9 protein-coding genes are annotated in these 12,927 nt (G+C 68.5%); 3 read left to right on the forward strand and 6 right to left on the reverse strand.

Annotated elements, in window-relative coordinates:
• The 6 genes from AAD027_RS15965 to AAD027_RS15990 all read right to left on the reverse strand — a co-directional run bounded on the left by AAD027_RS15965 (window position 1) and on the right by AAD027_RS15990 (window position 7,452).
• Window positions 1–1,680, reverse strand: coding sequence for an OFA family MFS transporter (locus tag AAD027_RS15965; protein ID WP_341727023.1), 1,680 nt, complete (start codon window positions 1,678–1,680; stop codon window positions 1–3).
• 153 nt (window positions 1,681–1,833) lie between these two features.
• The gene (locus AAD027_RS15970; RefSeq protein ID WP_341727024.1) at window positions 1,834–2,346 is read right to left on the reverse strand and encodes an HPP family protein; all 513 of its coding nucleotides are present in this window, start codon (window positions 2,344–2,346) and stop codon (window positions 1,834–1,836) included.
• Entirely contained in the window at window positions 2,336–3,535 is a 1,200-nt protein-coding gene (locus AAD027_RS15975) for an NAD-dependent formate dehydrogenase (RefSeq protein WP_341727025.1), read from the reverse strand. The genes AAD027_RS15970 and AAD027_RS15975 overlap by 11 nt, the downstream gene beginning before the upstream one ends.
• 453 nt (window positions 3,536–3,988) lie before the next feature.
• On the reverse strand, window positions 3,989–4,867 hold the full coding sequence (locus AAD027_RS15980; RefSeq protein ID WP_341727026.1) for a BPSS1780 family membrane protein: 879 nt from the start codon (window positions 4,865–4,867) through the stop codon (window positions 3,989–3,991).
• A 30-nt stretch (window positions 4,868–4,897) separates the two neighbouring features.
• Entirely contained in the window at window positions 4,898–5,626 is a 729-nt protein-coding gene (locus tag AAD027_RS15985; RefSeq protein ID WP_341727027.1) for a glutamine amidotransferase, read from the reverse strand.
• Entirely contained in the window at window positions 5,623–7,452 is a 1,830-nt protein-coding gene (locus AAD027_RS15990; RefSeq protein WP_341727028.1) for a GspE/PulE family protein, read from the reverse strand. Before AAD027_RS15990 ends, AAD027_RS15985 begins: the two co-directional genes overlap by 4 nt.
• A 77-nt stretch (window positions 7,453–7,529) precedes the next feature.
• Between AAD027_RS15990 and glyQ the strand changes: the two genes are divergently transcribed.
• From glyQ to AAD027_RS16005, 3 genes are all read left to right on the forward strand, one after another.
• Complete coding sequence (gene glyQ / locus AAD027_RS15995; RefSeq protein WP_341727029.1) at window positions 7,530–8,447, forward strand: glycine--tRNA ligase subunit alpha; 918 nt, start codon at window positions 7,530–7,532, stop codon at window positions 8,445–8,447.
• A gap of 166 nt (window positions 8,448–8,613) precedes the next feature.
• A complete protein-coding gene (gene glyS, locus AAD027_RS16000) occupies window positions 8,614–10,845 on the forward strand; it encodes a glycine--tRNA ligase subunit beta (protein ID WP_341727030.1) in 2,232 nt (743 codons plus the stop codon).
• Window positions 10,846–11,114: 269 nt separating this feature from the next.
• Window positions 11,115–12,890: an autotransporter assembly complex protein TamA gene (locus tag AAD027_RS16005; RefSeq protein ID WP_425605479.1), complete on the forward strand. Its 1,776-nt coding sequence runs from the start codon at window positions 11,115–11,117 to the stop codon at window positions 12,888–12,890.
• Window positions 12,891–12,927: the final 37 nt, after the last annotated feature.

The raw sequence follows: 12,927 nt of genomic DNA on the forward strand, positions 1-12,927 counted from the left end.
TCAATGGAAAAAGTTCGCCGCGCTGAGCACGGTGCGGTAGACACCCCAGGCCAGCGGAATGCCCACCGCCGTCCAGGCCAGCGCCAGCAGGACCGGACTGCTGCGATGGAACGCGGCCGTTTCGCCGGCCGCGCCGGGCGCGACCGCCGCGGAACGATCGTGGGCCAGGCGCCTTTCCTCGGCCAGTTCCGCCTCGGTCATGAAATGCTTGGGATCCAGCGGCCGGATCAGCAGGTTGCACAGCAACCCGATCGCCAGCATGCCGACCAGGATGTACATGGTCTGGTTGTAGACCTGCTCGCGCGGGATGCCGATGGCGAGCTGGTAGTCGCGCATGTAGTTCACCACCACCGGCCCCAGGATGCCTGCCGTCGCCCAGGCCGTCAGCAGGCGGCCGTGGATGGCGCCGACCATCTGGGTGCCGAACAGGTCGGCCAGGTAGGCCGGCACCGTCGAGAAGCCGCCGCCGTACATGCTCAGGATGATGCAGAACGCGGCGACGAACATCAGCTTGCTGCCGATTCCCGCGCTGATCGGGATGCTCGCGTAGAGCAGCCCGCCCAGCACGAAGAACACCACGTAGGTCATCTTGCGTCCCAGCCTGTCGGAGAAGCTGGCCCAGACGAAGCGCCCGCCGATGTTGAACAGGCTGAGCAGCGCGGCGAAGCCGGCGGCCACCCCGGCGATGGCGGTCAGCTGGTCCTGGTCCAGGTCCGCGATGCGTCCGGGCACGCCGATCAGGCTGCCGCCGAACACTTCCTGCAGCATCGGGCTGGCCATGCCGATCACGCCGATGCCGGCCGAGACGTTCATGCACAGCACCATCCAGACCAGCCAGAACTGCGGGATCCGCCAGACCCTGCTCACGTGCACATGGCGCTGGGTGATCATCGTGTTGCCGGCCTGCGACGCCGGCGGGGTCCAGCCCGCCGGTTTCCAGCCCGACGGCGGCACCCGGTAGGCCAGCGCCCCGCCCACCATGAACACGAAGTAGGCCAGCGCCATGACCACGAAGGTCGGCACCACGCCGACGTCGGTGGGCGTGGCGAACAGCTTCATCAATTCGGCCGCCAGCGGCGAACCGATCATCGCGCCGCCGCCGAATCCCATGATCGCCATGCCGGTGGCCATGCCGCGCCGGTCCGGGAACCACTTGATCAGCGTGCTCACCGGCGAGATGTAGCCCAGTCCCAACCCGATGCCGCCGATCACGCCCGAGCCCAGCAGCATCAGCCAGAACTGGTGCAGGTGCACGCCGAGCGCCGACAGCAGCATGCCGCCGCACCAGCACAGCGCGCTGATCACGCCCGCCTTGCGCGGGCCGGCCCGTTCCAGCCAGCCGCCCCAGATCGCCGCCGAACTGCCCAGCAGCACGAAGAACAGCGTGTACATCCAGCCCAGCGTGGAGATCTTCCAGTCGCAGCTGGTGCTGAACAGTTCGTGGAAGAAGCCGGTGTCCGCCGCGCACGCGATCGGCTCGGTGATGCCCAGCGCCTTGGACAACGGCAGCCAGAACACCGAAAAACCGTAGGCCATGCCGATGCACAGGTGGATGGCCAACGCGGCCGGTGGCACCAGCCATCGGTTGAAGCCGGGAGCGGCGATGATCCGCTCCTTGGAAAAGAACGGCGCGGCGGTGGAATGCGGCGCGCGGGTACCCTCGCTCGGAACTGACGACATGGTGGCCTCCTCCTCGACTCTTGCTACGGGACGGCCTTCCCCTGCGCGCTGGCAGCGCGCCGGAGAGGACGCCGTGAAATAGGGATGCGTCGGGACAGCGGATGCGGCGGCGGGGCTGGTGCAGCGGCAGAACTTCAGCCGGTTGCGGCCTGCTCAACTTCGGGCATGCAGGCTCCTGGCGAGCCGCCAGTACAGCCGGCCCAGCAGCATCAGCGCGCAGGCCCCGGCCAGCGTGGGCAGGACGATGAAATCCCAACCGGGCTGGGCCAGGAACACGATGACCGGATTGCTGCCGGCCGGCGGATGCACCGTGCCGGTGGCCATCATCAGCATCGTGGCGCAGGCCGCGGCCGCGGCCATCGGCAGCCAGCCCGGTCCCAGCGCATGCAGGAAGACCAGGCCCACCGCCGACGCCAGCACATGGCCGCCGATCACGTTGCGCGGTTTCGAGAACGGCCCGTCCGGGAAGCCGAACAGCAGCACGCACGAAGCCCCGAACGAACCGAGCACCCAGGCCTGGCCCGTTGCCGCGGCCAGCCCTCCGACCGTCGCCAGGGCCGCGAACGCACCCAGGCCGGCCAGCAGGATGCCGGCGACCCGGTTGCGCCGCGACTCGCCTTGCGCCGCCTGCGGCGACCGCGCAGCCGCGGAGCCGCTACTTTCCAAACCGCGCCGCTTCGTCGGAGCCCTTGGTCGCGTTGCCCGCGCTGTAGGAATGCGCGCCGACGCCGGCCAGGTGGCCGCCCTGCACGATCAGGTACTCGTCGCGGATCGGGCGGTTCTCGAAGAAGCATTCGAGGATCTCGCGCACGCCGGCGGCGTAGCGCGCCTGCGCCGACAGCGAGGTGCCGGAGATGTGCGGGGTCATGCCGTTGTACGGCATGGTCCGCCACGGGTGGTCCTTCGGCGCCGGCTGCGGGAACCACACGTCGCCGCCGTAGCCGGCCAGCTGCCCGCTTTCCAGCGCCGCCGCCACCGCGTCGCGGTCGCACAACTTGCCGCGCGCGGTGTTGACCAGATAGGCGCCGCGCTTGAACCACTTCAGCGAGTCCGCGTTGATCATGTGCTCGGTTTCCGGGTGCAGCGGGCAGTTCAGCGTGACTACGTCGCAGGCGCGCGCCAGGCTTTCCAGGTTGTCGTGGTGGGTCAGGTTGAGTTCCGCCTCGACTTCGGCCGGCAGGCGATGGCGGTCCAGGTAGTGCAGGTGCACGTCGAACGGATTGAGCAGGCGCAGCACGCGCAGGCCGATGCGGCCGGCGGCGACGGTACCCACCTGCATGCCCTCGATGTCGTAGGAGCGCTGCACGCAGTCGGCGATGTTCCAGCCGCCCTTGACCGCCCATTCGTGCGAAGGGATGTAGTTGCGCACCAGCGCCAGCATCGTCATCACCACGTGTTCGGCGACGCTGTTGCTGTTGCAGTAGGTGACCTCGGCGACGGTGACGTTGTTGTCGATGGCCGCCTGCAGGTCGGTGTGGTCCGAACCGATGCCGGCGGTGACCACCATCTTCAGCTTCTTCGCCTTGGCGAAGCGTTCGGCGGTCATGTACGCCGGCCAGAACGGCTGCGAGATGACGATGTCGGCGTCGGGCAGTTCGCGGTCCAGCACGCTGTCGGCGCCGTCCTTGCTGGAGGTGACCACGAACTGGTGGCCGTTGGATTCCAGGTACTTGCGCAGGCCCAGTTCGCCGGAAACGCTGCCCAGCAGCGCGCCGGGCTTGAAGTCGATGGCTTCCGGCGTCGGCAGGGCCTGGCCGTCCGGATAGCGTTCCAGGCGCGGCAGGTCGTCGCGCGGGTAGCTGGTGGGGTAGCCCGTGATGGGGTCGTCGTACAGTACGCAAACGATCTTGGCCATGCTGATTATCACCCTCTCTTGATAATGGCCGCGCCGGAAAGCGCGGTGACGTGAGCAGCCGTCTGCTGCGGCGTGCGCCATGGTTTCCGAGGATTCGGCGAGAAGCCAATCGTTTCGAGCGATTCCTACATCGGCGCTTCTTATCAACGCAGCGATGTCGATGCGGCCGCACTTTCGCGGCGAAAACGTCGATGGATTCGATGGTGCGGCGCATCATCGCGGTGGCGCCGGCATGGTGCGCTGCAACGCATGGGCAGCGATCAAGCGTGTGTTCCGCACGTATCGAGACGGACGCGGAAGGAACCGACTATCCCGCGCAAGCCGCGCTTCCCATCCACGCGCCCATATATGGAATCCAGCGGCGCAGGCACGACGCTGCGCGGCAGGCCGTGAGCCGCGAACCGATCACTCGGGGCGCGCGCCGCAGAAGGCGCGTCCGGGATTCCCGCCGCGCTAGGCTTCGATGTGCGCCGGCGCCTGCGGATCGGGCGCACGGTCGCCGCCGCCCATCATCTGCCGCCATGCGCAGTACACCGCGCCCGCCAGCACCGGCACCAGCACCGCCATCAGCAGGAACTGCCACAGCACCAGCGCGATCATCGGGCCGACCAGCAACTGCAGCAGCGAGGCCAGCAGGAACAGTCCCATCGTGATGGCGAAGATGGCGATGCCCGCCAGCAAATAGAACACCAGCATCGCCGGCCAGTTCTCGGCGCAGGCGCGCAGGCTGTTGCGCATGGCGGTCCATGCATCGGTGCCGGAGAACAGGATCTGCGGCGAGGCCACGAAGGTCATCCACTTCACCGCCACGAAGACGATGGCCACCAGCAGCAGCCACAGCAACAGGCGGCCCGCCGGCAGGCCGTCCATCATCGCCGGATCGGGCTGGCCGCCGGCGGCGGCGATCGCCTGCATTTCCTTCCACACCTCGCCCAGGTGCTTCAGCTCATCGGTGCCCACCAGCACGAACAGCAGCGCGCCCATCACCAGCGCGGCCACCGCCTGCGGCAACAGCGTGGCCAGCAGCGCGCGCACATGGCCATCGCGGACGGGCTGCAACAGGTGCGCGGGCAGCGCGGGACGATTCTGGTCCACTTCGCGCACCGCCCAGATCATGCCGGCGAAGAACAGCGGGCCGCCCAGGATCAACAGGAACTGCAACGCATACAGCGTCGCCGGCACCACCACCGCCACCAGCATCAGCAGCAGCGAGGCCAGGCCCCACAGCACCGTCAGGCTGCCCAGCGGCACCGGCGCGCGCTTCAGCAGCGCGAATCCGCCCAGCAGCCATTCCGCGCCGGCACTGGCCGGCACCTTGTTGATCGTCGACATCGGGGTTCCTGAATGTATACAGCCGTGGAATCAGCGCGCGTGCAGCCCGCGCGCATGGCGGACGAACCGCCGCAATAGTTTGCGGGCTTGCGGCGCCGCCGTCACGTCGCGGGCGATCCGGCTGGGGCAGCGGCCCTCGCTGCGCAGGTGGTCGGCGCGGGCGTGCACGTAGCCGCGCATGTGGTGGGTGGCGAATTCCGGGTGGAACTGCACGCCCCAGGCGCGGTCGCGCCAGCGGAAGGCATGGCAATGGTCCTGCTCGGACCGCGCCAGCACGGTGGCGCCGTCCGGCGGCCGCGCCACGGTCTGCACGTGGGTGGCGTGGGCGGCGAACTTCAATGGCAGCGCGGCGAACAGCGGGTCGTCCTGCGCCTGCGGGTGCAGGTCGATGTGGACGGTGCCGGATTCGCGCCCGGCCGGGTTGTAGGCCACCTCGCCGCCCAGCGCGTGCGCCAGCAACTGGTGGCCGTAGCAGATGCCCAGCAGCGGCAGGCCCGCGTGGGCGGCGTCGCGCAGCCAGTCGGCGCTGCGCTCGCTCCAGTCGGCGCGGTCGGTGACCATGGCGGCCGAACCGCTGACGATCACGCCGGCGAAACCATCGTGGCGGGGCAGCGCATCGCCGCGTTCGACGTTGGCCACCACCGTCTCGCCGGCCTCCAGCCCGGCGGCCACCCGGATCCAGTGCGGGAATCCGCCATAGCGCCGCATCGATGCGACCGGTTGCCCGGTTTCGACTATCAGGAAGGGGGCGTGCTTCATTCCACGGGGGGGAGAACGGAGAGGACTTCCTCGATTGTAGTCAAACCTTCGGCCACCTTTTCCAGGCCGGTGCGGCGCAACGTGCGCAGGCCGTCCCCGCGGGCGGCCTGGCTGAACGCGGCCAGGTCCATCTCCGCCCGGATCAAACCGCGCAGGCGCGGGGTGATGGGCAGCAATTCGTACAATCCGACCCGGCCCAGATAGCCGGTGCGCCGGCATTCCAGGCAGCCGACCGGTGCATATGGCGTAATCGCATCAGGTAATGCCTCGCCGGCATCACGCAGCACCGCCCAGTCGGCGTCGGTCAGGGCATGCGGCCGCTTGCAGTGGCGGCACAGGGTCCGCACCAGCCGTTGCGCCAGCACGCCGTTCAGGGTGGAGGCGACCAGGTAGTGCGGCATGCCCAGGTCCAGCAGGCGGGTGATCGCCGACGGCGCGTCGTTGGTGTGCAGGGTCGACAGCACCAGGTGCCCGGTCAGCGAGGCCTGCACCGCCATCTGCGCGGTCTCCAGGTCGCGGATCTCGCCGATCATGATGATGTCCGGGTCCTGCCGCAGCAGGGTGCGCACGCCGCTGGCGAAATCCAGATCGATGTTGGTCTGCACCTGCATCTGGTTGAACTCGGGCGCGATCATCTCGATCGGGTCCTCGACCGTGCACACGTTGACGTCCGGCGTGGCCAGCCGCTTGAGGGTCGAGTACAGCGTGGTGGTCTTGCCCGAACCGGTCGGCCCGGTCACCAGCACGATCCCGTGCGGGCGCTCCACCAGCGCGTTCCAGCTGGCCGCTTCCTGCGGGCTGAAGCCGAGCTGGTCGATGCTCTTGAACGCCGCGTCGGGGTCGAAGATGCGCATCACGCACTTCTCGCCGAACGCGGTGGGCATGGTGGACAGGCGCATCTCCACTTCGCGGCCGCCCGGCGAACGCGTCTTGATGCGGCCGTCCTGCGGGCGCCTGCGCTCGCCCAGGTCCATCCGCCCCAGCACCTTGATCCGGCTGACCACCGCGGTCATCACCGTCGACGGCACTTCGAACACCTTGTGCAGCACGCCGTCGATGCGGAAGCGCATGCGCCCCACGTCGCGGCGCGGTTCCAGGTGGATGTCCGAAGCGCGCTGCTCGTAGGCGTATTGCAGCAGCCAGTCGACGATGTGGACGATGTGGTGGTCGTCCGCGTTGACGTCGCCGGAACGCCCCAGCTCCACCAGCTGCTCGAAGCTGGGCAGGCCGGCGCCCGCGTCGGCGCGGCCGTCGCGCGCGCCGCGCACCGAGCGGGTCACCCCGAAGAACTCCATGGTGTAGCGGTGCAGGTCCAGCGGATTGACCAGCACGACCTCGATGCGGCGGCGCGCCAGGTGCTGCATGTCCTCCTGCCAGTCCAGCACCAGCGGTTCGCTGGTGGCGACCAGGATCCGTTCGGCCTCCACCGCCAGCGGCAGGATGCGGTGGCGGCGCGCATAGGGGTGCGAGACCACGGCGGTCACCGAGGCCACGTCCACGCGGGTCGGATCGATGCGCAGGTAGCGATGCCCGGTGCGGCGGGCCAGCCATTCGGTCAGCTCTTCCAGCCCCAGCTCGCCGCCGCCCGGCGCGCTGGAGGCGAGCTTGAGATTGGCCAGCAGCACCAGCGGATGGACTTCGCTGGCGTTGCGCGCACCCTGCGCGGAGAACTGGATGCGGTCGTGGTCGGCCGGCGCCACCAGGCCATCGGCCAGCAGCGCGGCGGCCACCGCCTCGAACCCCAGCCGGCCCGGCGGCAATGCGGGCGATGGCGTCGGCGCGGGGACAACCACCGCCGTGGGGCTGGCCTGAAGCCGTTGTTCCATTCGCCTGGGCCTGTCGCGCGGGGTCGCCGCAAGTGGGCCGGTATACTAGCGCACCCCTTACGCACGGCCATTGCTGCATGTCCGCTTTCCGGCAAGTCCCGATCACATTCCAGGGCCTGATCCAGACCCTCAACCAGTACTGGGCGGCCCAGGGCTGCGTGCTGATCCAGCCGCTGGACCTGGAAGTCGGCGCCGGCACCTTCCATCCCGCCACGTTCCTGCGCGCGCTGGGCCCGGAACCGTGGAACGCCGCCTACGTGCAGCCCAGCCGCCGCCCCACCGACGGCCGCTACGGCGAGAATCCCAACCGCCTGCAGCGCTACTACCAGTACCAGGTGGTGATGAAGCCCAACCCGGACAACATCCAGGAACTGTACCTGGGCTCGCTGAAGGCGCTGGGCATCGATCCGCGCGTGCACGACCTGCGCTTCGTCGAGGACAACTGGGAATCGCCCACGCTGGGCGCCTGGGGCCTGGGCTGGGAAGTGTGGTTGAACGGCATGGAAGTCACCCAGTTCACCTATTTCCAGCAAGCCGGCGGGCTGGAGTGCCGGCCGGTGCTGGGCGAGATCACCTACGGGCTGGAACGCCTGTGCATGTACCTGCAGAACTGCGACAACGTCTACGACCTAGTGTGGACCTACGGCCCGGACGGCACGCCGGTCAGCTACGGCGACGTGTACCACCAGAACGAAGTCGAGCAGAGCACCTACAACTTCGAGCATGCGAACGTCGAAGAACTGTTCAAGCGCTTCGACGCGTACGAAGCCGAAGCCTTCACGCTGGTCGAAGCCGGCCTGCCGCTGCCGGCCTACGAGCAGGTCACCAAGGCCAGCCACAGCTTCAACCTGCTGGACGCGCGCCGCGCGATCGGCGTGACCGAACGCCAGCGCTACATCCTGCGCGTGCGCAAGCTGGCGCAGGCGGTGGCCGAGGCGTACTACGCGCAGCGCGAGAAGCTGGGTTTTCCGGGATTGAAGAAAGAAGCCGCTTGAGCCCCTCTCCCCGTGGCGACCGAAGGAAGTCCCCGTGGGAGAGAGGGGTTGGGGAGAGGGTCCGGCGGAATCCGGATGGTTCGCCGCCACGGACTCCGCCACACCCTCATCCGCCCTTCGGGCACCTTCTCCCAAAGGGAGAAGGGAACACACAAGGTTCCATGAAATGAGCGAACAAAAACCCCTGCTGATCGAACTGGGCACCGAAGAGTTGCCGGTCAAGGCGCTGCCCGGACTGGCGCAGGCCTTCTTCGACGGCGTCATCGCCGCGCTGGAAAAACGCGGCATCGGTTTCGAGCGCGGCGACGCCAAGCCGCTGTACACGCCGCGCCGCCTGGCCGTGCTGCTGCCGGGCGTGTCGGTCGAACAGCCGGAGCAGAAGTCCGAGGTACTGGGCCCGTACCTCAACATCGCGCTGGACGCGAACGGTGCGCCGACCAAGGCGCTGGAAGGCTTCGCCGCCAAGGCCGGCATCGACTGGACGCAGCTGGAACGCACCACCGACGGCAAGGGCGAGCGCTTCGTCCACCGCGCGGTGAAGCCCGGCGCCAGGACCGCCCACCTGCTGCCGGAGATCGTGCGCGAGGCCATCGCCGGCATGCCGATCCCCAAGCCGATGCGCTGGGGCGACCACGACTACGCCTTCGCGCGGCCGGTGCACTGGCTGGTGCTGCTGCTGGGCAAGGACGTGGTGGACGCGCAGGTGCTGGGCGTGACGTCGGACCGCATGAGCCGCGGCCACCGCTTCGAGCACGACAAGCCGGTGTGGATCGGCCAGCCGGACGAATACGTGGATGCACTGCGCGGTGCGCACGTGCTGGTGGACGCCGACGAGCGCCGCGCGCGCATCGTGGCGGAAGTGGAAAAGGCCGCGGCGCAGGCCGGCGGCAGCGCGCGCGTCACCGACGACAACCTGGAACAGGTGGTCTGCCTGACCGAATGGCCGGCGGCGGTGCTGTGCAGCTTCGAGGCCGCGTTCCTGGCGGTGCCGCAGGAAGCGCTGATCGAGACGATGGAGATCAACCAGAAGTTCTTCCCCGTGCTGAGCGACAGCGGCAAGCTGACCGAGCACTTCATCGGCATCGCCAACATCGAGTCGCAGGATGTGGCCGAAGTACGCAAGGGCTACGAGCGCGTGATCCGCCCGCGCTTCAGCGATGCCAAGTTCTTCTTCGACGAGGACCTGAAGCAGGGCCTGGCGTCGATGAACGAGGGCCTCAAGACGGTCACCTACCAGGCCAAGCTGGGCACGGTGGCCGACAAGTTCGCGCGCGTGGCCGCGCTGGCCGAGGCCATCGCCGCGCAGGTCGGCGCCGACCCGGCGCAGGCACGCCGCGCCGCGGAGCTGGCCAAGGCCGACCTGCAGTCGCGCATGGTCAACGAGTTTCCGGAACTGCAGGGCATCGCCGGCCGCCACTACGCGCTGGCCGCGGGCGAGCCCAAGGAGATCGCGCTGGCCATCGACGAGGCCTACCAGCCCCGCTTCGCCGGCGACGACATCGCCCTGTCGCCGCTGGGCAAGGTGCTGGCCATCGCCGAACGACTGGACACCCTGGCCGGCGGTTTCGCCGCGGGCCTGAAGCCGACCGGCAACAAGGACCCGTTCGCGCTGCGGCGCAATGCGCTGGGGTTGGCGCGGACGGTGATCGAGAGTGGGTTTGATCTGGATCTGCGTGGCTTGCTCATAGAGCAACTCGAACGTGTCTACGATTCGATATGGTCAACGGAGTTCGAAGCGGCCAGGGCGAAGAGCCCTGGTAGCTTCTCGGTCACCGAAAAGCCAGCATCTGCTCGTATTGCTTCCGAAGCAAACGAACTCTTTGACTTCATCCTCGACCGCCTGCGTGGCTACTACACCGACAAGGGCGCGCCCGCTGCGCACTTCAACGCCGTGGCAGCGCTGTTTTCTCCGGTCGCGGCTGAAGCCGCTCCTACAGGAGGCGGCTCGCATGCAGGAGGGGCTTCAGCCCCGACCGCACGCCTGCCCGGTTCGCTGTACGACTTCGACACCCGCCTGGACGCTATCGGCACCTTTGCCACGCTGCCGGAAGCCGAGGCGCTGGCCGCGGCCAACAAGCGCATCGGCAACATCCTGAAGAAGGCCGACATCGCCATCCCGCATGCGGTGGACCGCGCCTTGCTGAACGATCCGGCCGAAAGCGCGCTGGCCGAAGCGGTGGAGGCCGCGCTGGGCGACACCGACGAGGCATTGCATCACCATGACTACGTCACCGTGCTCAACCACCTGGCGCGCCTGCGCCCGCAGGTGGACGCGTTCTTCGACAGCGTGATGGTCAATGCCGACGACCCGGCCATCCGCGCCAACCGCCTGGCCCTGTTGAAGCGCCTGGCCGACCGTTTCCGTGCCGTCGCCGCGATCGAGCACCTGTCGAACTGAGCCTGACGCGGCGCCCTCTCCACCGTCATCCCGGCGAAAGCCGGGACCCAGTGCCTTTGGCTGTGCCGTCTGGCGTAACGGCCGAAAGTCGCTGGGTCCCGGCTTTCGCCGGGATGACGGCTTCCAGGGAGACGGGATGACGGCTCCTGGGGAGCATGGACGTCCATCCATGCCGGCAGCCGATACCGCACAAGTGCGATGCCCGGCCCACGCTACGGCGCCATTCACCACGCTTAACACCCACCGGTTATCCTGCCCGCATGCGACGAATCACCCGACTCGCCACAGCCCTGTTCCTGTTCGCCGCCGCCGGCCCGGCCTGGGCCGCCGCCACCATCGACAAGGTGGAGATCGTGGGACTGGAGGACGAGTTGATGGTGGAGAACATCCACGTCGCGCTGTCGCTGAACGACTCCCTGGGCAGGCGCCTGGGCGAGTCGCGGCTGGAGTACTTGCTGAACGAAGCCGCGGCCGAAGCGCGCGAAGCGCTGGAGCCGTTCGGCTACTACGCGCCCACCGTCACCGTGGAGGCGCCGCGCACCGAAGGGGCCGAAGATGAACGCCTCACCGTGACCCTGCGCGTCGAACTGGGCGAGCCGGTCCGCGTGCGCCGCGCCAACCTGTCCATCGAAGGCGAAGGCGGCGACGACCGCTACCTGAAGGAGGACCTGGCCGCGTTCGAGCCGAAGGTCGGCGAGACGTTCGACCACACCACCTACGAAGCCAGCAAGCTGAAGATCGTGCGCCGCCTGGCCGATCGCGGCTACTTCGACGCCGACTTCACCCATCGCCGGGTCGAGGTGACGCGCGCCGAGCACGCGGCCGACATCGACCTGGGCTGGGTCAGCGGCATCCGTTACGACATGGGGCCGACCCTCTTCCACCAGGACCAGTTCAACGAAGGCCTGCTGGACAAGCTGGTGTACTGGGAAGAAGGCAGCTACTTCCACCAGGGCAAGCTGGACCGGCTGCGCGAATCGCTGGTGGGGCTGGACTATTTCAGCAACATCGACATCCAGGCCAATCCCGACAAGGCCGAGGACGGCCGCGTGCCGGTGGACGTGAACCTGTCGCTGGCCAAGCGCGACATCTACACCGCCGGCGTCAGCTACGGCACCGAGAGCGGCCCGGGTATCCGCATGGGGCTGGACCGCCGCTACGTCAACGCGCGCGGGCACAAGCTGTCCACCCACCTGGACTACGCGCAGAAGCGCAAGACCCTGCTGACGCAATACCGCGTCCCCGCCTTCAAGTGGCTGGACGGCTGGTACACGGTGGGCCTGCAGGCCAGCGACGAACAGACCGACTACATCGACCTGCGGCACGTGGAACTCACCGGCAGCCGCAGCGGGCAGATCACCGAGGAGTGGACCGCGGTGGCGTCGCTGCACACGATGCGCGAGCGCTGGCGCTACGTGGAGGAGGACCCGGTCACGGGCGAGCCCGACCGTACCGTCTCCTATGCCACCTTCACCTACCCCTCGCTGCGCGCGGACTACACCAATTCGCCGCTGGGCTCCAACCGCCCGGACCAGCTGGCCGGCTCGATCCTGCTGCGCGGCGGCGTGGAAGGCGTCGGCTCCGACGCCAACTTCGCCCAGTTCCACATGCGCGCGCGCTGGTCGCAGCAGTACAAGACCAACAGCGCGCTGATCGTGCGCGGCGAGTACGGCCACACGTTCACCAGCTCGCTGATCGCCCTGCCGCCCTCGTTGCGCTTCTTCGCCGGCGGCGACCGCAGCATCCGCGGCTACGCCTGGCGCGAGGTCGGGCCGCGGCGCGGCGACTATGCGCTGGGCGCGAAGAACGTGGTGACCGGCAGCGTCGAATACGAGTTCTTCCCGAATGGCGGGCCGTTCGGCGGTGCCGTGTTCGTCGATACCGGTAGCGCCTTCGACGGCACGCGCCCGGACCTGAGCACGGGCGTGGGCGTCGGCTTCCGCTGGCGCTCGCCGGTGGGGCCGGTGCGCATCGACATCGCGCGCGGCCTGAACGACCCGGATTCGAGCTTCCAGCTCTACCTCAACATCGGGACCGACCTGTGAGCCGGCCGCGCGACGACCTGACCCCGGAACAGCGCGA

Origin of the sequence: Pseudoxanthomonas putridarboris, from assembly GCF_038321125.1 — a bacterium.
Classification (GTDB): domain Bacteria; phylum Pseudomonadota; class Gammaproteobacteria; order Xanthomonadales; family Xanthomonadaceae; genus Pseudoxanthomonas_A; species Pseudoxanthomonas_A putridarboris.